Annotated in this window: 18 protein-coding genes, 1 tRNA gene and 1 riboswitch; of the genes, 8 read left to right on the top strand and 11 right to left on the bottom strand. The window is 59.5% G+C overall.

All coding sequences use genetic code 11. From position 1 onward, the window contains the following. Positions 1 to 169 precede the first annotated feature (169 nt). A complete protein-coding gene (locus tag FHT76_RS16685; RefSeq protein ID WP_405049504.1) occupies positions 170 to 988 on the top strand; it encodes a glycosyltransferase family 2 protein in 819 nt (272 codons plus the stop codon). Between the two features lie 17 nt (positions 989 to 1005). Continuing rightward, positions 1006 to 2025 carry a glycosyltransferase family 2 protein gene (locus FHT76_RS16680; RefSeq protein ID WP_259185698.1) on the top strand — a complete coding sequence of 340 codons (1020 nt, stop codon included), beginning with the start codon at positions 1006 to 1008 and terminating at the stop codon, positions 2023 to 2025. Between the two features lie 50 nt (positions 2026 to 2075). Here the strand turns inward: FHT76_RS16680 and FHT76_RS16675 are convergent, their stop codons facing one another. Beyond that, positions 2076 to 2282, bottom strand: a complete 207-nt coding sequence (locus FHT76_RS16675; RefSeq protein ID WP_259185696.1) for a CsbD family protein — start codon at positions 2280 to 2282, stop codon at positions 2076 to 2078. A 132-nt stretch (positions 2283 to 2414) separates the two neighbouring features. After that, positions 2415 to 2488 (bottom strand) — tRNA-Gly (locus tag FHT76_RS16670). 261 nt (positions 2489 to 2749) lie between these two features. On the opposite strand from FHT76_RS16670, the gene FHT76_RS16665 reads away from it, so the two are divergent. Genes FHT76_RS16665 through FHT76_RS16655 form a run of 3 tightly spaced genes read left to right on the top strand, consistent with a single transcriptional unit; the run spans position 2750 to position 7634 of the window. Beyond that, on the top strand, positions 2750 to 4135 hold the full coding sequence (locus FHT76_RS16665; protein WP_259185695.1) for an HlyD family secretion protein: 1386 nt from the start codon (positions 2750 to 2752) through the stop codon (positions 4133 to 4135). A gap of 38 nt (positions 4136 to 4173) precedes the next feature. Then, positions 4174 to 5481 (top strand): hypothetical protein, encoded by a 1308-nt coding sequence (locus FHT76_RS16660; protein WP_259185694.1) that lies wholly within the window; start codon positions 4174 to 4176, stop codon positions 5479 to 5481. Further along, positions 5466 to 7634 (top strand): glycosyltransferase, encoded by a 2169-nt coding sequence (locus FHT76_RS16655; RefSeq protein ID WP_183860377.1) that lies wholly within the window; start codon positions 5466 to 5468, stop codon positions 7632 to 7634. Before FHT76_RS16660 ends, FHT76_RS16655 begins: the two co-directional genes overlap by 16 nt. Before the next feature lie 21 nt (positions 7635 to 7655). On the opposite strand, the gene FHT76_RS16650 is transcribed toward FHT76_RS16655, so the two are convergent. Further along, a complete protein-coding gene (locus FHT76_RS16650) occupies positions 7656 to 8750 on the bottom strand; it encodes a 2'-deoxycytidine 5'-triphosphate deaminase (protein ID WP_183860379.1) in 1095 nt (364 codons plus the stop codon). Positions 8751 to 8822: 72 nt separating this feature from the next. Continuing rightward, positions 8823 to 8901: riboswitch (SAM riboswitch) on the top strand. A gap of 45 nt (positions 8902 to 8946) precedes the next feature. On the opposite strand from FHT76_RS16650, the gene FHT76_RS16645 reads away from it, so the two are divergent. Next, positions 8947 to 10131, top strand: coding sequence for an O-succinylhomoserine sulfhydrylase (locus FHT76_RS16645; protein ID WP_183860381.1), 1185 nt, complete (start codon positions 8947 to 8949; stop codon positions 10129 to 10131). Between the two features lie 200 nt (positions 10132 to 10331). Beyond that, a complete protein-coding gene (gene apaG, locus FHT76_RS16640) occupies positions 10332 to 10724 on the top strand; it encodes a Co2+/Mg2+ efflux protein ApaG (protein ID WP_016552621.1) in 393 nt (130 codons plus the stop codon). On the opposite strand, the gene FHT76_RS16635 is transcribed toward apaG, so the two are convergent. The 3 genes from FHT76_RS16635 to FHT76_RS16625 form a co-directional block, all read right to left on the bottom strand. Continuing rightward, entirely contained in the window at positions 10725 to 11720 is a 996-nt protein-coding gene (locus FHT76_RS16635; protein ID WP_183860383.1) for an Hsp33 family molecular chaperone, read from the bottom strand. Between the two features lie 92 nt (positions 11721 to 11812). After that, positions 11813 to 12730, bottom strand: a complete 918-nt coding sequence (argF, locus tag FHT76_RS16630; protein ID WP_183860385.1) for an ornithine carbamoyltransferase — start codon at positions 12728 to 12730, stop codon at positions 11813 to 11815. Between the two features lie 43 nt (positions 12731 to 12773). After that, positions 12774 to 13970, bottom strand: coding sequence for an aspartate aminotransferase family protein (locus tag FHT76_RS16625; protein WP_183860387.1), 1197 nt, complete (start codon positions 13968 to 13970; stop codon positions 12774 to 12776). A gap of 427 nt (positions 13971 to 14397) precedes the next feature. Between FHT76_RS16625 and FHT76_RS16620 the strand changes: the two genes are divergently transcribed. Continuing rightward, positions 14398 to 14931, top strand: coding sequence for a GcrA family cell cycle regulator (locus tag FHT76_RS16620; RefSeq protein WP_183860389.1), 534 nt, complete (start codon positions 14398 to 14400; stop codon positions 14929 to 14931). A 98-nt stretch (positions 14932 to 15029) separates the two neighbouring features. On the opposite strand, the gene phoB is transcribed toward FHT76_RS16620, so the two are convergent. The 5 genes from phoB to pstC are packed head-to-tail and all read right to left on the bottom strand — an operon-like array spanning position 15030 to position 20137. Beyond that, positions 15030 to 15713 carry a phosphate regulon transcriptional regulator PhoB gene (gene phoB / locus FHT76_RS16615; RefSeq protein ID WP_016552616.1) on the bottom strand — a complete coding sequence of 228 codons (684 nt, stop codon included), beginning with the start codon at positions 15711 to 15713 and terminating at the stop codon, positions 15030 to 15032. A gap of 36 nt (positions 15714 to 15749) precedes the next feature. Continuing rightward, positions 15750 to 16463 carry a phosphate signaling complex protein PhoU gene (gene phoU / locus FHT76_RS16610; RefSeq protein WP_016552615.1) on the bottom strand — a complete coding sequence of 238 codons (714 nt, stop codon included), beginning with the start codon at positions 16461 to 16463 and terminating at the stop codon, positions 15750 to 15752. Between the two features lie 43 nt (positions 16464 to 16506). Continuing rightward, entirely contained in the window at positions 16507 to 17322 is an 816-nt protein-coding gene (gene pstB / locus FHT76_RS16605) for a phosphate ABC transporter ATP-binding protein PstB (RefSeq protein ID WP_016552614.1), read from the bottom strand. Between the two features lie 14 nt (positions 17323 to 17336). Further along, entirely contained in the window at positions 17337 to 18659 is a 1323-nt protein-coding gene (gene pstA, locus FHT76_RS16600) for a phosphate ABC transporter permease PstA (RefSeq protein ID WP_259126431.1), read from the bottom strand. Then, entirely contained in the window at positions 18656 to 20137 is a 1482-nt protein-coding gene (pstC, locus tag FHT76_RS16595) for a phosphate ABC transporter permease subunit PstC (RefSeq protein ID WP_183753048.1), read from the bottom strand. Before pstC ends, pstA begins: the two co-directional genes overlap by 4 nt. Positions 20138 to 20193 lie beyond the last annotated feature (56 nt).

Genomic DNA, 20193 nt, shown 5'->3' with positions numbered 1-20193 from the left:
TAGGGACGTCCTTTTAGGCGGATCAAGGCATCTGGCGACGGAATCGTTGCATTTCCGCGCCAAGGAGGTAAATCAGCGGCGGTTTAAAGCCAGCAACCTGTCGCTCGCCGGTATCGGCTCTCTTCGTGTCTGTGGTGATGTTATGCCGATAAATGCCAGAGTTGTGGTGATGTTTCCGGTCTTTAACGGCGCCGCGACCTTGCAGGAGAGCCTGCAATCCATTGCGGATCAGGATTTCGTTGATTTCCGGGCCATTGTTCTCAACAACTGCTCGACGGATGAGACGTTGCAGATAGCGCAGCGTTTTTGCGAGAAAGACGCCCGCTTTTCCGTCGTATCTAACGACGCCCACCTGAGTGCCGAGGCTAATTTCGCCAAGGCCGTAAAGCTCGGCGCTGAAGCCGCAGAGTATTTTTGCCTCAGGGCAGCGGACGACCTTTCATCTCGGGATTTCCTGGGAAGGTTGGTCGAGGCGCTTGACGCGGACGGCACAAAGTTGCTGGCCGCCTGCCCGACAAAGAGCTTCAACGACAAGGGCTTTAAGCTGAAAAGTCCGGCAGCCAACATATTCGATTTCCAGAAGTCATACGCAAGGGGACGTGTCCCACGGAACCTGACATTTCCCTCGGAATGGATTTACGGCCTGTTCAGATCGCGGTCAGTCGATATCTTGATGGCGCGCTGGTACGAGCTCGGCAATCCTTGGGGCTTTGCGTCTTATGTCCTCTCGGAATTTGTTGTTCGCGATTTGGTCGCCTATGTCTCCGGCCCCACCCTCGATTTCAGGGAAGGATCCGGCTCGCAGCAAAAGTACGGGGCGAAGGGGTTCCGTGACAAGCTTTCGCAGCGACTGACATACACTCTCGGCTGCTACCGTCTCGTCGACAAACTGCCGCCGGTTGGCCTTTTGACGAGAGCGAAGTTTTTCAGGATGTGTTGGAACGATGCGCGCCGGAAAACGCGCTATAAGCTGCTTTGGATCTTCTAGGAGTCGGTGTCCAGCTCATGAACTACCCATTCCCTTCTGGCGTGCCGGACCTTGCACGGTCGTTCCTCGATCGCCTCCGGACCGACTACGAGACGTTTCGAGTAACCCGGCGCGAAAGGCGTAATCGGAGCGATGTGACGATGCAGCCGCTTCGCGAGATCAAGTCCCTTGCGCCAGCCGATGTGCCGCTTGTCTTTGTTACGCATAACGACACTGCGCTTCTAGGCGCGTTCATCCAACACTACCGCCAGCTGGGTGTAACACGGTTCATCTGTGTGGACGACGTTTCCACCGACGGAACACGCGAGGCTTTGCTGAGCGAACCGGATGTCGACGTCTGGACGTCGCCGATACGATTTGGCGAAGCAAGACGCGGCCGAAACTGGCGAGAAAGTCTGTTTTCCAAGTATGGTCTCGACCGATGGTATCTAAACGTCGATTCTGATGAATTCCTTGTCTACGACGATTGCTTCAGCCAACCACTGCCCTCGCTTATCCGCACGCTCGAAGCCCAAGGTCTCAAGCGAATGGCCGCTCCGATGCTGGATATGTATCCGAAACTGAGCGAATTCGATGCGCCCCCGCCTCGTATCGAAAGGCCGTGGCAGTTCTCGCGCTATTTTGATGGCGATAGCTACGTTTCGGCGATCAGAAAGCGCGGCGTCAGTGTCAAGGGTGGCCCGCGCGGCCGGAAGTTTAGAGAGGGCAACGAGCTTATCAAATACCCGCTGATCTACTGGGACAGCGCATGCCTATTTGGGAGCAGCCTTCATCAGCCGCTACCCTACGGCCGGAATTTCCCGTCGATGTGGGGCGCCATTTTGCACTTCAAATTCTACACCAATTACAAGGCGAAGATAACGGAAGCGGCGGAGGGCAAGCAGCACTACAATGCGTCCGAGCACTATCAGAAAATGATGGATATCCTCGCTCGCGAGGGGGAAATCGATTTCAGCTATGATCACTCAATCCGCTACGACGGACCACAACAACTCGTAGACCGTGGCTTCATGACGAAGATCGATTTCATTTCGTGAGGTTATAAGACGTGGAAAGCCCGGAGGGCTAGCTCCGGGCTCAATGGCGACTAGTGCCAGGTCTGATGGCCGTACCAGTCGTCGATGTCTCGCCGCGCGCGATCGCGCTCGATGCCGTAGCGCTCTTGAATCTTGCCTTCCAACTGGTCGCGTTTGCCGGCAATCTGATCAAGGTCGTCGTCGGTGAGTTTGCCCCACTGCTCCTTGATCTTGCCCTTCACCTGCTTCCAGTTTCCTTCGACGCGGTTCCAATCCATGGCGCTTTCTCCTTGCGTTGTTGGACTGGAAGTTAACGACGGCGACGTCGGAGTGTTCCGCAAATTCGCATATCGGCTTGCTCAACGCGGCGCGAAACCGTCGGCAGATGTTCGGCTAACAATCGTTGATTTTGGAGCGGGTGAAGGGAATCGAACCCTCGTATTCAGCTTGGGAAGCTGCTGCTCTACCATTGAGCTACACCCGCACTAGAGCGAGACTTTCAACAGATGGTGGTGTCTGTCAAGCCATCAAAACGCAGCCGATAAGACGTTGCGCTGGTGCGTTGCGGCCGGCGTCCACTCCTGCGACTTTCAGGCAACGCTCGATCCATACCTCCTTTTAATAATAGAATGTCATTTTACTGACAGTAACCCCAATGTTATAAGCGCCGGCAGAAACAAAACAAAATAACTTTGGAAACGCCCTTCAGTTCATCTAGATCGTGACAACGTCAGGATTGAAGAAAATGAAGGACGCAACTGTTAGTCTTGATCGTCGTGATCACAGGATACTTTTGGTATCTCGCATACTGGGCTACTCATTTGCCTTTATGCTTGTCTTCATCATCGCCATGGCGATGATCCCCAATCAGTTTTTCATCGTCTCGACGCGCGCCGTCGTCAACGCTCCCGTACAAATGATTGCTTCGCCAATCTATGGCCGGGTCGACAAGATTGCGCTGCAAGTCGGGCAGGTCGTCAATCTCGGCGACGTGATGGCAACGGTTTCCAACCCCAACCAGGACCAAACGTCGCTGACGGGACTGCGGCTCGAGAAACTCGATCTGGCGGAGAAGCTCAACAATACGACCAGCGTGGTTGCCGAGCGCAACGAGCAACTGGAGAAGGTCAAGACCCAGATCGCCAGCGTGAAGGACGGTGTGCTCAGCGAGCTATCTGCGGTGATCGATAATGCGAAATCCAACGTCCAGACATACGAGGCGCGCCTCAGCGAACAGGATGCGTTGCTGCAGAGGCAACTCGTGCTCCTGAAAAGGGGCCTCGTCTCCGACGCGAGCATCGAGCCGCAGCGCCAGAAGCGCAATGCGGCCCAGTATGAACTCGACGCCGCGAGAGGCGAACTGCGCCGCAACGAGATCGTCCAATCGCTTGTCAGCCGCGATATCTATACCGGGGGCACGGTTGCCGCCAACCTTTTGACGCTTGAGATGCAGCGGTCGAAGCTCTCCGGCGATATCGCCGAAGACACCATCGAAATCAATCAGATGGCAGAGCGCAAGCAACAGGTCGAAAACCTCATTGGACGCGAAGAGGGACGCCTCGGCAAGACCGGCGCCGCAGAGGTCGTGGCGGAGCGCCACGGCCAGATTGTCAGCGTGGATGCGTCCTTCGGTGATTTCGTCATGCAGGGACAACCGGTCGCCAAGTCACTCGATTGCAACGATGCTTTTGCTGCCGCCGTCTATCGAAGCCGCGACGTGACCTCGCTTGAGATCGGGATGCCGGCGATGGTCAATTTCCGCAACCAAGGGGTCAAGCGAAACGCCCACATCTACAAGATCGTTCGATACTTCAACTCGGGCCCCGAGAACCGGTACTTTGCAAAATTCCCGGAAGCCGAAGGCCACGAAGTCTACGTACTGGTCAAGATGGATGAGCCGGCAGCGGACGAGGCGACGACGGCACAGCGGAGCAATGACAAATTCTTCGGATGCCACGTCGGCGAAGACGTCATCGTTTCACTCGGGGAAACGATGATCTCGCGGGTCGCCCGATATTCAAGCTTGGCGATCAATAAGATCTTTTCCTCCGGCAATATCCTCTCCGCCTCGACACTGTTCGACAAGACCGTCCGTCCACGTGCCGCAAGCGCTCAGACCGCAGCCCCATAACACCACGCCGATCTCAACCGTTGTATTGCGAGGCAGGAATGAAGCGTGCGAATTGGTCGATACAAACCTTACCGGTGCTTGCGTTCATTCTAGCGGGCATTGTGCTTTTCGCCTCTTTGGCGAAGGCGGATGACGAACAGCGCAGGCAATTGGCTTGCTCGCTTTGTGACGGCTTGGCCGCGCAGATGAGTGGCGAGCCGGAACAGCCTTTCATCTTTCGGAGCTTCGAACCCGCGAATGGCGGCTCCGCGCTACACCCGGCTCTCGAGAATACGGGATTCACCTACGACAATGCGGTCGCCCTGATGGCCCTCTACGGCTGCCAGCGAAAGAAGGAGGCGCGCCGGGTTGCCGACGCGCTCGTGCTCGCACTGGAAACCGATCGCCACTACCACGACGGACGTCTTCGCAACGCATATCGGTCCGGGCCGGTCACCCCAGGCAAGGAAGGGATGCTGCTACCGGGCTACTGGAATGCCACCAGCAACTCCTGGATCGAGGACGGCTACCAGGTGGGCTCGGCAACGGGCAGCACCGCGTGGGGCGCGCTGGCGCTGCTGATGGCCTTTGAGGAAACAGAGCAGCCGGCCTATCTCGACGCTGCCCGCAAAATCATGGATTGGATCCACCGAAGCACGACAGACCCCCGGAACGCCGGCTACTTCGGTGGCTACTTCGGCCACGAGCCAACGCCTGAGCGCATGACGTGGAAATCGACCGAGCATAATCTCGACGTCTATGCGGCAGACCGCTGGCTTGCACAACTGGACGAAGGCGGGGATTGGCCGCACCAAGGCGACCGCGCTCTGCAGTTCCTCAACGCCATGTGGAACGAGGGTGAAGGGCGGTTCTTTATCGGCAGCGTGCCGGATAGCAACGCTCCGAACATCGAGATGTCCGGCCTCGACGCGGAGCTTTGGCCACTGATTGCGGTTCCCGATTTCAAGGGCAAGGCCAGCCGCGTGATCGAGTGGACAGAAATCCATCACGGCGTCGACGGAGGCTTCGACTTCAACAGCGACCGCGACGGGATCTGGCTCGAAGGAACGGCACAGGCAGCCCTCGTGCTTCGTCTTACCGGCCAACCGGCGAAGGCGGAGCCATTGTTCAAGACGATCGAAGCTCAACGAACCCCCGGCAACCTGATCTACGCGACGGTCAACGAGCAGCTGTCCACTGGCCTCCAGGTCGGGCCGAACTCTACGCCGGGAGACTTCAAGTATTACCGTTTGCCGCATATCGGCGCCACAGGCTGGGCCGTCCTTGCCGCGCTCGATCTGAACCCCTTCGTTGGCAGCGCGGGCCAGGCGTCCGATGGCAAGGAGTCCCCATGTCCCCAGAAGTAGTCACGCTGTCCGATTCGATGCTGTTTTCGGCGCTGGCCATTGCGCTGATACTGGGATGCAGTTGGCTTCTCGATAGCCGCCGCAGCGCCGACCGGATTATCTTCGGTTCGATCCTCGTCGTGATGCTGTCGAACTACCTGTATTTTCGCCTCACCAAGACCTTGCCGGACTTCGAATGGAGCGCCTACGCGATCTGGCCCAGGATCTATTTGTCCTTCGAACTGGTCGTCATCTTCTACACGGTCTTGTCGATCGTTTTCTTTTTTCGACGAACCGATCATCACGGCGCGGCCGACGCCAGCGAGGCACTGCTGGCAAGACTTGCTCGACAGCCTGCCGTGGACGTTTTCATCTGCACCTACAACGAAGAACTATCGATCCTGGAACGAACGATCCTTGCCGCTAAGGCGATCGACTACAGCAACTTCACGGTATGGGTGCTAGACGACGGACGGCGAGACTGGCTGCGGGATTACTGCGCAGAGGTCGGCGTCCGCTACCTGAGGCGCGAGGACAATGCCGGTGCCAAGGGCGGCAATATCAACAATGCGATACGGCAGACGGCGAAGGAAACCAACGCGCCCTTCATTCTGATCCTCGATGCGGATTTCGCGCCACAGCGTGCAATTCTGAACCGTACGGTAGGCCAGTTCATCAACACGGATGTCGGCCTCATCCAGACCCCGCAGTTTTATTACAACGCCGATCCTGTCCAGCATAATCTCCTGGCCTCGAAAGCCTGGGTCGATGACCAGCGTATTTTCTTCGATGTCATGCAGCCGTCGAAGGATGGCTGGGGGGCCGCATTCTGTGTCGGAACGTCGTGCGTGGTCCGCCGGGACGCCTTGGCGATGATTGGCGGCATGCCCCAGGAAACGGTAACCGAGGATATTCACCTGACCTATCGGCTGCTGCAGAAGGGGCTGAAGACACGCTGGCTGAACGAGCGCCTGAGCGTTGGCCTGTCGGCCGAAAGCCTCTCCGGCTACATTACACAGCGCTGCCGCTGGTGCCTTGGCACTATCCAGGTAGCGCTCCTTCGTGATGGTCCCTTCCTTGGCAAAGGCTTCACCATCGTGCAGAGGATGCACTACTTTCACGGCCTGCTTTTCTGGTTCTGCCGCCCGTTCATCCTGCTGCTGATGGCGGCACCGCTGCTCTACTATTTCCTTGGCCTACCGGCCATTCGCATGGAGCCCGAGGCTTTCTTTCTCTACGCACTGCCGATGGTCGCCGGCATGTGGGCGTTCCACGCATGGGTCTCGGGCGGACGCAGCCTGCCGCTCTTTACCGAAGTGTCGCAAATGGTTTCGGCCGTGCCGATCACCATCGCCCTCTTTCATGCGCTCCTGCATCCGTTCGGCCGCCCGTTCAAGGTGACGGCCAAGGGCGAGGACCGCGGGCGGGTCGAAGTCATTTATCCGATTGCCGGGACATTTCTCTGCGTCATTGTGCTGACATTTGTCGGGATGCTGAACGGACCGCTGCTCGGAACCTACAATGATCTCGACGGCTTCAGCGTTGCATGGGGCATGGTCGTGATGGTTTATGCCTTCGTGTCACTGCTCGTCTGCATCGAGCTTCCAAGAGAGGCGCTTGATGACATCGAGTTTCCCCTCGAGCGCCAAGGGCATGTCGCCAGCCGCGGCAAATCAGCCCCCTGCACCTTCGACACAATATCGATTCACAGGGCAAGGATGACCATGCAGGACGAGGTCGCCTTCGCCGACATGCGGTTGGGTGACCTTCTGATCTTTACGCCTTTCGCCGACTTCGATGTCGCCGGCCAAGTGACCGCCATGGACAGGGGGAGATCGGGCGTATCGGTGTCGATCGTCGGCATCAGGGACCGGCGGGATGCCTGGGAAATCAAGAAAACGCCGGAAGAGGTTCGCCAGAAGATGGTGCAGCGGATCTTCAGCGAGATGCCGGAAGTGATGCCGCGGCGCGCTTACCCGCTTGCGGCAGGAAGAGGCCTCTGGAAACGTATGTTCGCGCGCCCTTCGGTCCTTGTCGGTAAGCTGGAACGCCACACCGTCACCGCGCGGACACCGCAGCGCTCACGAAGGCTCTACCGCCCACCCTTTATCAGCCGTCGAACGCCGCTTCTCCAGATCGGCAGCAGGAACGTTGCCCCACCTCTCGCCGAATAATGGCGCACGCCGGCAGAGTTCTCAGATGCGGAAGTGCTTGGAGAGCTTCAGGCCCTGCGCCTGATAGTTGGAGCCGAGGCCGGAACCATAGAGGCTCTCCGGATGCTCCTGCATGTGCTCGTAGACAAGACGGCCGACGATCTGGCCGTCTTCGAGGATGAACGGGACCTCGTGGCTGCGAACCTCAAGCACGGCGCGGCTGCCGCGACCGCCGGCAGGGGCGTGCCCAAAGCCCGGATCGAAGAAGCCCGCATAGTGCACGCGGAATTCGCCGACCAGGGGATCGAAGGGGGTCATTTCGGCCGCGTAGTGCGGTGGCACATGGATGGCTTCGCGCGAGACGAGAATATAAAACTCGTCCGGATCCAGGATCAGTTCATTGCGACCGCGGCTATAGAGAGGTTCCCAGAAGTCGTAGATGTCGTGCTGCGCCTTCTTGTCGACATCGACGACCGCCGTGTGATGTTTTCCGCGGTAACCGATCAAGCCATCCTTGTCGCCAGCCAGATCGATCGACAGGGCAATTGCGCCGCCCGAGACGTTCGGCTGCTTGCTGGCAACCAGCGTTTCGGCATCGTGCAGCGCCAGAAGCTCTGGCTCGCCAAGCACGGAATGACCGACGCGGAAGCGAATCTGCGACAGGCGCGAACCGCGGCGCACGACGATCGGGAAGGTGCGCGGGCTAATTTCGAGATAGAGCGGACCGGAATAGCCCGCCGGGATCTTGTCGAACTCCTGAGCGTAGTCGGTGATGACGCGCGTGAAGATATCTAGCCGTCCCGTCGAGCTCTTCGGATTGGCCGAGGCCGACATGTCGGCCGGCAGGTCGAGGCGCTCCATCAACGGAACGATGTAAACGCAGCCTGTCTCAAGAACCGCACCCTCGGAGAGGTCGACGACGTGGAGGCTGAGGCGATCGAGCTTGTCGGACACAAGATGGGATGGGCCCGGCATGAAGCTCGCGCGAACGCGAAAAGCCCTTGCGCCGAGCCTGAGATCGAGGCTTGCCGGCTGGATCTGGTCGTGGTCCAAATCGCGCTCGCTGGTGAGACGTCCCGCCTCAAAGAGCGCAGCTATCGCGCGATCCGCCAAAATTCCTGTTTCGCGAGCCATCATGCCCCATCCATATTCGGTGGAGACAAAACCAAACTCAAGGAATTGACGCAAGCATAGAACGGCAGTATTGCACTTTTATCCCGTGGTGATTTGGCCGGTCGGCTTGCAGCCACGTTAAACAAGTGGCTAAAAAGACCGGGTGCAAAACCGGTCTGCTTTCGCGGCCGGTTTTTTTGTTGTTTGAAAGTGGTGATTCATGAGCAAGACTTGGCGCCCCGCAACCCAACTCGTTCACGACGGCTCTCTGCGCTCGCAATACGGCGAGACCTCGGAAGCAATCTACCTCACGCAGGGCTTTGTCTATGACAGCGCGGAAGCGGCGGAAGCACGCTTCAAGGGCGAGACGGAGGGCTATATCTACGCCCGCTACGGCAGCCCCACCAACGACATGTTCGAGAAGCGCATGTGCGCGCTCGAAGGCGCCGAGGAAGCCCGCGCTACCGCTTCGGGCATGGCAGCCGTCACGGCAGCAATCCTCTGCCAGCTGAAGGCAGGCGACCACATCGTTGCCGCCCGCGCACTTTTCGGTTCGTGCCGGTGGGTCGTCGAGACACTCGCGCCGAAATACGGCATCGAATGCACGCTCGTTGATGGCCGCTATCTTGAGAACTGGGAAAAGGCGATCCGCCCGACCACCAAGGTGTTCTTCCTGGAAAGCCCGACTAACCCGACCCTTGAGGTGATCGATATCGCCGGCGTTGCCAAGCTTGCCAACCAGATCGGCGCCAAGGTCGTCGTCGACAACGTCTTTGCAACCCCGATCTTCCAGAAGCCGCTTGAACTCGGCGCCCATATCGTCGTCTATTCGGCCACCAAGCACATCGACGGCCAGGGCCGCAGCCTCGGCGGCGTGATCCTCTCCGACAAGGAGTGGGTCACCGAACATCTCCAGGACTATTACCGCCACACCGGCCCTGCGATGTCGCCATTCACGGCATGGACGCTGTTGAAGGGGCTTGAGACCTTGCCGCTTCGCGTCAAGCAGCAGACCGAAAACGCAGCGAAGATCGCCGACTTCCTGGCCGAGCAGCCGAAGGTCGCCAAGGTCATCTATCCAGGCCGCAAGGATCATCCGCAAGCCGACATCGTCGCCAAGCAGATGAAGGGTGGCTCGACACTGGTCGCCATCGAACTGAAGGGCGGCAAGGAAGCGGCTTTCGCCTTGCAGAACGCCTTGCAGATTGTGAAGATCTCCAACAATTTGGGCGATGCCAAGAGCCTGATCACCCACCCGGCGACGACGACGCACAAGAACCTGACGGACGAAGCGCGGGCAGAACTCGGCATTTCCGGCGGCACGGTTCGTCTGTCTGCAGGCATCGAGGACACGGACGACCTGATCGAGGATTTCGCCCAGGCCCTCGCAAAAGTAAACGCCTGATTGGTCTGGCATCGGCCGGATTGAAGCAAATCCGGCCGACAGCCATACGCCCTTTGTCGCAAGCAAGACTGCCGAAAATCGGACTTAATACGCGAAACTTCTTGCCATTACAGGCATTTCGGACGTGATCGACTATCGGTTTATTGACGGATTGGTCGCTGTATAAGATACCGGTAACGTATGTTGACTATGGTGTAGGTATGTACCGCGCCCTTACACGAGACATTGAAGTCGTCGTCGAACCCTTTTATCTGGAGGAGCAATCCGATCCGGAGGACGATCGCTATGTCTGGGGCTACCGGATCGTCATCAGCAACAATTCCGACAAAACCGTGCGACTGGTGAACCGCTATTGGAACATCACCGATCAGAACGGTATCGTCGATGAGGTCACGGGCGCCGGCGTAGTCGGCGAGCAGCCGCGCCTTTCTCCGGGCGATACGTATGAATATTCCTCGGGCTGCCCACTGGATACGCCATCAGGACTGATGTTCGGCCACTACCAGATGGAAACCGACGAAGGCGAGCTTTTCAATGTCGAAATACCCGCCTTCTCCCTGGATTCGCCAGGACTTCTCAGGGTCCTGAACTGATCACTCGGCAGCTTGCGCCACCTCTTCCACCTCGAAGCGATAGGTGGTGGAGCAGAATTCGCAGGTGACAGAGATCTTGCCGTCTTCCTGACTGGCATCGATTTCTTCGCTCGAGAACCCCTTCAGCACACCCTTGATCTTCTCACGCGAACAACTGCACCGATCGAAAACCTCTCTCGGTTCGTAGACGCGAACGCCTCGCTCGTGGAACAGCCGGTAAAGCAGCCGCTCGGTGCCGACCTGCGGATCGGTCAACTCGTCGGCATCGATCGTATCGACGAGCGAGCGCGCTTCCATCCAGGCATCGTCTTCCTTGTGGGTGCTGCCAGCCGTGTCGCCGTCGCCCCCATGCAGGTCCGGCTGGCGCATGCGCTCCGGTGCTTCCGGCAGGAACTGGGCAACGAGCCCCCCTGCCCGCCAGCGATGACGCGGCTTGCCGGCTTCGTCGCGATCGAAGAGTTCGGCCGCAGCCAGACGCACCTGCGTCGGGATCTGCTCCGACTGGCGGAAATAGGTGCCGGCAATCTCCTCGAGCGTTGTACCATCCAGCGCAACGATGCCCTGATAGGGCTGGCTGAACTTGCCCTGGTCGATGGTAAAGGCCAGCATGCCCTTGCCGAGCAGCTGCTCCGGCTCGATCTGGCCGGCGGCAATCGCCTTATCGAGGAGGCCTTGGTCGAAGCGTGCATAGGCACGCACGTTCTCAGGTGTCGAGAAGTCGCAAACGAGCAAGTCCACCGGGCCGTCGCCCTTGGTCTGGACCGTGAATTTACCTTCGAATTTCAGCGACGTGCCGAGCAGCACCGTCAACACGACGACTTCGGCGAGAAGCCTCGCGACGGGCGCAGGATAGCGATGGCGCTCGAGGATCGCGTCGAGCATCGGGCCGAGCTGGACGGCGCGGCCGCGCACATCCAGGCCCTCGACCTGAAAAGGAACGACATGATCATCACCGGCGAAATTGAATTCGCCGAGGGCGGCTGCAGGTTCTGCCATGGTCTTCTCCTAGTCTGAGAGCGGGCGGACAAGAGTGTCCATCCGCTCGCGCGGCCACCGGGCCTTCCGGCCAAACGTGGCGCCAGTATGGTTCAGATCGCGCCCAGGCACCAAGCAAGAATCGACTTCTGCGCATGAAGACGGTTTTCCGCTTCATCGAAGACCACGGATTGCGGGCCGTCGATCACCTCGTCCGTGACTTCCTCGCCACGATGGGCAGGCAGGCAATGCATGAACAATGCATCCTTGCCGGCCTGTGCCATCAAAGCCGAATTGACCTGATAAGGCTGGAAGACGTTGTGACCCCGGGCCCGATGTTCCTGATTCATGGAGACCCAGGTATCGGTCACCACGCAATCGACGCCGGCGACCGCACGGTCGGCATCATGGCAAAGCATGATTTCGGCGCCCTCATTGCGGGCCCAGTTCAAATAGTGATCCTTCGGCTCGGAACCAAGGGGCACCGCCATATTCATTCGATAGCCGAAACGGGCAGCCCCCTCGACCAACGAATGCAGCACGTTGTTGCCGTCACCGGTCCAGGCGATCGTCTTGCCTTTGATGGGGCCGCGATGCTCCTCGAAGGTCATGATGTCGGCCATGATCTGGCAGGGATGCGTGTCGTCGGTCAGCGCGTTGATAACCGGAACAGTCGCGTGTTCGGCAAGCTCCAGCATGCGACCGTGATCGGTCGTCCGGATCATGATCGCATCGACATAGCGCGACAGCACCTTCGCCGTATCGCCGATCGTCTCGGCGCGGCCGAGCTGCATTTCGGTACCCGACAGGAACAGCGTCTCTCCGCCAAGCTGGCGCATGCCAACATCGAAAGACACGCGGGTGCGGGTCGAGGGCTTCTCGAAGATCATCGCCAGCATCTTGCCGGCGAGCGGCTTGTCACCCTGGCCGGCTTTGAAGGCCACCTTGCGGGACATCGCGTCGTTCATGATGAGCCGCAGGTCAGATGCCGCGACGGCGGAGAGATCGAGAAAGTGTTTGGGGGATGCCATCGTCTTTACCTATCACGCCCGCCTTTCGGCAGGCTTTATCCATTCAAGCCGTCTTCTTTGCCTTCGAAGCGCGCAGGCTTTCAGCGGCGCGTTCAAGGCGGGCAAGGCCCTCGCGGGCTTCGTCAGCCGTGACGACCAGAGGGGGCAGAAGACGAATGACGTTGTCGCCAGCGGGAACGCCGAGCAGATGAGCGTCACGGATCGCCTGCAGCAGTTCCGAGGATGGTACGGCGGCCTTGACGCCGAGCAGCAGTCCCTCGCCCCTGATATCCTCGATAATATCAGGATAGCGATCCTTGAGCGAGGCCAGCCCCTGGCGGAAGACCAGCGAGACGTCGCGCACCTGCTGCAGGAAGCCGTCCGCGAGAACCACGTCGAGCACGGCACTTCCGACAGCCATAGCCAGCGGGTTGCCGCCATAGGTGGAGCCGTGCGTGCCGGCCTTCATCCCAGATGCGGCTTCTGCCGTCGCGAGGCAGGCTCCGAGCGGGAAGCCGCCGCCAATGCCCTTGGCGACCGCCATGATATCAGGCGTGGCGCCAGACCACTCGTGCGCAAAGAGCTTGCCGGTACGTCCTACACCCGTTTGCACTTCGTCGTAGATTAGCAGGAGGCCGTTCTCGTCACAGATTGCGCGGAGCGCCTTCAGGAACTCGTTGGTCGCCGGCCGGACGCCGCCTTCCCCCTGAATGGGCTCGATAAGGATCGCGGCTGTTTCGCTCGTGATGGCGGCACGAACGGCGTCGAGATCGCCGAAGGGAACCTGATCGAAACCGGGCGCCTTGGGACCGAAGCCTTCGAGATATTTCTCCTGGCCGCCAGCGGCGATGGTCGCCAGCGTTCGTCCATGAAAGGCGCCTTCAAAGGTGATGATATGGAACCGCTCGGGGTGGCCCTTGGAATACTGATAGCGACGCGCAGTCTTGATCGCGCATTCCAAAGCTTCCGCGCCGGAGTTCGTGAAGAATACCTTATCGGCGAACGTCGCATCGGTCAGACGCTTCGCGAGCGTTTCCTGGCCCGGAATCTCATAAATGTTGGAAAGGTGCCAAACCTTGTCGGCCTGCTCCTTCAGGGCGCCGACGACATGCGGATGACCATGGCCAACGGAGGTGACGGCCACGCCCGCACCGAAGTCAAGATATCGCTCGCCCGTTTCGCTGATCAGCCACACGCCCTCGCCTCGCTCGAACCGCAAGGGGGCACGAGAGTAGGTATCGTAAAGCGCGGCTTCAGCCATAGCGCGATCTCCTGTCATTGATCATCAGCGGCCGGACTCCGGCTAAGGAAGGCGGGCCTGAAAATTAAAAATGCCGCCTTTCGGCGGCGAGCAGCACTATTTACTTTTCGCACTGCAATGTCAACAAAACTGAGCTTTTGCTGCATGCGTCAAGCTGCCATCCCGAGGCGTCCGACCTATCAACAACTAATGTTGCAGAAATGACTCTGCCGTCCAGCAAGTTGGGGAAAACTCCAAATTCGATTCGCCGGGATTCAACCGACTCTTGTCACGGAGTCAGCCTCACACTAGGTTAAAACTCAATTACTAGACTGCATGCGGCGGAACTAGTCACCAAAATCGAGCAAGCGTTTCTTGCCTCGGATACGTCCGGGGCAACGGTGAAGGATTCTGCCTACACCAACGCTAATAAGGCGGAGACAGGGGCATGAACTGGACAGACGAGCGCGTTGAAAAACTGAAGAAGCTTTGGTCCGAAGGCCTGAGCGCCAGCCAGATTGCAGCACAACTTGGCGGTGTAAGCCGTAATGCCGTCATCGGCAAAGTCCACCGTTTGAGTTTGCCCGGCCGTGCCAAGGCCGGAGGCTCGACGACGACCGTCCGGACACCCAAGCGCACGACATCCGCACCGCGCGCTCCGAACTATGCATCTCGCGTCGCCACGCGCACCGTCACTCGCCAGCAGGGCGCGACGATGCTCAAGGAAGAAATCGAGATCGATGCGATCGAGGAAGTCCGTTATCGTCCGGCCGCAAACGTGGTCGTTCCGATTTCGCGTCGCCTGGGCCTGACGGAGCTGACCGAACGCACCTGCAAGTGGCCGGTCGGCGATCCGCTGAAGGACGACTTCCACTTCTGCGGCTGCGAGTCCCCGGACAACTCCCCATATTGCACGTACCATCAACGCATGGCCTATCAGCCGGTAAACGAGCGCCGTAAGGCCGCCAACCGGGTCGCTTGACCCGGAAGCCGGATAAGGACCAAAGAAAACGGGCCCTCGCGGGCCCGTTTTTCATTTGTGAAATTTTATGAAAGTCGCGCAGGCTTTCCGGGGAAAGCCTAGGCTTCCATTGAATATCCGGCGCCGCGAACGGTGCGGATGACGTCCTGCATGTTGGAGAAGTTCAGCGCCTTGCGCAGACGACCAACATGGACGTCGACGGTGCGTTCGTCGACATAGATGTCATGACCCCAGACGCCATCGAGCAATTGCGAGCGCGAGAAGACGCGGCCAGGGGACGCCATGAGGAATTCGAGGAGCCGGAACTCGGTCGGACCAAGGCGAACTTCGCGGCTCTTGCGATGAACGCGATGCGTCTCGCGGTCGAGCTCGATATCGCCGCACTTCAGGAGCGTGGAGAGCACTTCCGGTTTGGCGCGGCGAAGCATCGCCTTGACGCGAGCAACGAGCTCCGGCGTCGAAAACGGCTTGACGACGTAATCGTCGGCACCGGTGGAGAGGCCGCGAACGCGTTCGCTTTCCTCGCCGCGGGCCGTCAGCATGATGATCGGCAGGCGCTCGGTCTCCGGCCGCATACGCAGGCGGCGGCAGAGTTCGATGCCGGATACGCCAGGCAGCATCCAATCGAGGATCAGGATGTCCGGGGTCCGTTCCTGCAACCGGATCTCGGCCTCGTCGCCGCGCAGGATGGTATCGACCTCGAAACCTTCAGCCTCAAGGTTATAACGGAGAAGCACGCTCAGTGCTTCCTCGTCTTCAACGACTGCTACTTTTGGAATCATTCGTTTCGGTCTCCTGGGGGCGCGGTCGCGGAAGGATTATTCGGTGACAGCGCCGACGGTGTTGGCGGTATCGTCCTTCGGACGTTCGCCTTCCGGCTGAGCACCGGTGGCCATGTAGTAGATTGTCTCGGCAATGTTGGTGGCGTGGTCGCCGATACGCTCGATGTTCTTGGCGCAGAACAGAAGATGTGTGCAGCTGGTGATGTTGCGCGGATCTTCCATCATGTAGGTGAGCATCTCGCGGAACAGCGAGGTGTACATCGCGTCGATTTCCTCGTCGCGCTCACGGATCGACTTTGCCTTGTCGGCAGCGCGGCTCGTATAGACATCGAGGACTTCCTTGAGCTGGACGAGCGCCAGTTCGGAGAGGTGCTCAAGGCCGCGGGCAAGCTTGCGCGGGACGCCGGCGCTCTGCACGGCGATAACGCGCTTGGCGGTGTTCTTGCCAAGATCGCCGACGCGCTCAAGGTCAGCGGCGATGCGGATCGAACCCATGATCTCGCGAAGGTCGGCGGCCATGGGCTGGCGACGGGCGATGGTAACGATCGCCTTGTCACCAACCTCGCGTTCGGCGTGATCGAGGATCACGTCGTCGGAGATGACCTTCTGGGCCAGGGCCGTGTCGCCGTTGACAAGGGCGCGAACCGCATCCGAAACCATCTGCTCGGCCAGGCCGCCCATTTCCGAGATACGGCGCGTCAGAAACTTCAAATCATCGTCATACGCAGAAAAGATATGTGTCGATGCCATAGGGATCATCCTTGAATGTCGTGAGTGTTACCGTCGTCGGCGATCAACCGAAGCGACCCATGATGTAGTCCTGGGTGCGCGGGTCGTCCGGGTTGGTGAACATCTTGTCGGTGTCGTTCTCCTCGACGAGATTGCCGAGGTGGAACATGGCCGTGCGCTGCGAAACGCGGGCGGCCTGCTGCATCGAGTGCGTCACGATGACGATCGTGTAATTTTCGCGAAGCTCGTGGATCAATTCCTCGACCTTTGCCGTGGCGATCGGATCGAGAGCCGAGCATGGCTCGTCCATCAGGATCACTTCCGGGCTGACGGCAACGGCGCGGGCGATGCAGAGACGCTGCTGCTGACCACCGGAAAGGCCGGTGCCGGCTTCATGAACGCGATCTTTCACCTCGTTCCACAGACCGGCGCGCTGCAGGCTGACCTCGACGATCTGGTCCATGTCGGCCTTCGACTTGGCAAGACCATGGATGCGCGGGCCGTAGGCGACGTTCTCATAGATCGTCTTCGGGAACGGGTTCGGCTTCTGGAACACCATGCCGACGCGAGCGCGGAGCTCCACGACATCGATATCCGGATCGTAGATATCGTCACCATCGAGCGTGATCTTGCCGGTAACGCGGCAACCATCGATCGTGTCGTTCATCCGGTTCAGGCTGCGCAGGAAGGTGGACTTGCCGCAACCGGACGGGCCGATCAATGCTGTCACCGTGTTTTCGCGAATGTTCAGCTTCACATCGAAAAGCGCACGCTTTTCGCCGTAGTAAACCGAGACGTCCTGGCCGATCATCTTATAGGGAACGGTATTCATCTTCTGATCCAGCGCCTTCTCAACTGCTGCTTCCGTCAACATGTTCATAATGTCTACTCCGTTTACCAGCGGCGCTCAAAGCGACGACGCAAGAGAATGGCTCCGAAGTTCATGACGACCAGGAACAGGAGCAGGACGATGATGGCACCCGATGTGCGCTCGACGAAGGCACGCTCGGCTTCGTTGGCCCACATGTAGACCTGGACCGGCAGGGCTGTCGAAGGCTCCATCGGCGTTGCCGGTGCGTTGGCGACGAAGGCGACCATCCCGATCAAGAGCAGCGGAGCCGTCTCGCCGAGTGCATGTGCCAGGCCAATGATCGTGCCGGTCAGGATGCCTGGCATCGCGAGCGGCAGGACGTGGTGGAACACCATTTGCATCTTCGAGGCACCGAGACCAAGGGCAGCCGCGCGGATTGACGGCGGCACGGCGCGGAGCGCTGCGCGCGTCGCGATGATGATCGTCGGCAGGGTCATCAGCGACAGCACCAGACCGCCGACCAGCGACGCGGAACGCGGCAGGCCTGCGAAGTTGATGAAGACGGCAAGACCGAGCAGGCCGTAGACGATCGAGGGAACAGCCGCGAGATTGTTGATGTTGACCTCGATCAGGTCGGTCAGCTTGTTCTTCGGCGCAAACTCTTCGAGATAGATCGAAGCTGCGACACCGATCGGCAGTGAGAGGGCGAGCACGATCAACATCAGGTAGAGCGAACCGATCAGCGCAACGCCGAGTCCCGCAGCCTCCGGACGGCTGGAGTTGCCGTTGACGAAGAGACCGGTGTTGAACTTCTTGTGCAGGGTGCCATCGGCGGCAAGCTGGTTCATCCAGCCGACCTGCTTGTCGTTCACCTTGCGGTTCTTTTCGTCCACGTTGAGGTCGATCTGACCCTTGTTGGCGGAGTCGATATTGGCGTCCGCAAGCAGCGTGACACTGACCGTCTTGCCGATCAGCGACGGATCGGCAACGACCATGTCGCGCAGCTGGATCGGCGCACCCTTCGAGATCATCGCGGCTGCGTCACGAAGGTCCGGACGGCTCGACGGATTGAGGTTGAGCGCCTTGATCGTCGCGTCGCGGATGAGAGGCGCGTAGTTCGCAGCAACCAGAACCGAGGGATCGGTCGCTCGCTTGTTGTTTGGGTCGATCGTTTTCTCGCTAAACTCGATCGGCAGCGTGATCGCCGTCTGCTGAAAGGCCGTATAGCCTTTGCTGATAACGCTCGTCAGCAGGATTGCCAGGAAGATCAAGCCAAAGGAGATTGCGGCAATCCCATAGGCCCGGAACCGACGTTCGGCGGCATAGCGGCGCTTCAGGCCGATGTCGCGACGTTCAGGCGCCTTCGAGACGACAACGCCTTGAACCGGAGAAACAATATCCGTCATTCGTACTGCTCCCGGTATTTGCGCACGATGTAGAGCGCGTAGATGTTGAGGCAAAGCGTGATAAAGAACAGCGTGATGCCGAGGGCGAAGGCAACCAGCGTCTGCGGCGAGGTAAATTCAAGGTCGCCTGTCAGCTGATTGACGATCTTGACCGTCACTGTCGTCATAGGCTCGAAAGGATTGATCTGGATGCGGGCAGCAACGCCTGCCGCCAGCACGACGATCATGGTTTCACCGATCGCACGCGAGGCCGTCATCAGAAGTGCGCCGACGATGCCGGGAAGCGCTGCGGGAAGCACGACCTTCTTGATCGTTTCCGAGCGCGTCGCACCCAGACCGAGCGAACCGTCACGAAGCGCGCGCGGCACCGCTGTGATGATATCGTCCGACAGCGACGAAACGTACGGGATCAGCATGATGCCCATGACGATACCCGCAGTCAGAACGCTCTGCGCCTGAATGAAGTTCGTGTAGTTGCCGGAAAGGAGGCCGCTCACCTGCGAAGACAAATCGCGCAGGAACGGACCGACGGTGACCAAGGCGAAGAAGCCGTAGACGATCGTCGGAATACCGGCGAGAACTTCGAGCAGCGGCTTTGCGATCGAGCGAACCCTGGGAGCGGCGTACTCAGCCATGTAGATCGCCGCGAAGAGACCGACTGGTACCGCCACGAGCATTGCAACGAAGCCGATATAGAGCGTACCGAGCAACAGCGGGATCAAGCCGAATTGCCCGAAGGACGAGCTGCCAGCACCGGCGAAGCGCGGATCCCATACCGTCCCGAAGAAGAAGTCTGCAGCGGGAACGGCAGCGAAGAAGTGGGCCGCTTCCGTCAGCATCGACAGAACGATACCGATTGTCGTCAGGATGGCGATCGACGATGCCAGGAGCAGGCCCCAGAGCATGACGCGCTCGACGCGGTTTCGTGCGCGGAACCGCGGAGCGACTTCGCGAAGCGCATAGAATGCGCCAGCGACGGCAAGGACGAGAACCAGCGCCGTCATCACGAGGCGGCTGGAGCCGGATTCTGCATTCAGCTTCTGCGCCGCCTCGATCATATAGGGCTGAGGCGGACCGGCGAGCGGAACGCCCTTTGCGGCAAGCTTTGCCTGGAGGCCGGCCGGATCGTCGGCAGCACCGGCAACCTCGTCAGCAGTGAGCAGCGGCAAGCCCCGCGCGATGGCGCTGACCATGCCGTAGTTCAGGTTCTGCTGTGCGGCCGGTTGGGCCTTTACGTCATCCGGGAAGGCGCCACGGACGGACGATTCAATGATTGAAGGGCTGATCGCCAGCCAGGCGCACAGCAAGATCAGTGCAGGCAGCACCGTCCAGATTGCGGCATAGACGCCATAGTAACCCGGTCGCGAATGCAGTGCGGAGGACTTGCCCCCGGCAAGTGCCGTAGCACGGCTGCGCGCTGCAAGATATGCAACGGCGCCAAGTACCACGAGGCACAAGAGAATGATGGATGTACCCATTCGTTTAGGTCCCCAGGCCCTTTGACTCCAAAAGCGGAAGCGGCAGGCAGACCGAT

The sequence above is a fragment of the Rhizobium sp. BK176 genome, from assembly GCF_024808055.1.
The sequence above is the reverse complement of the archived record's forward strand: the minus strand, read 5'-3'. Positions and strand labels throughout refer to the sequence as shown.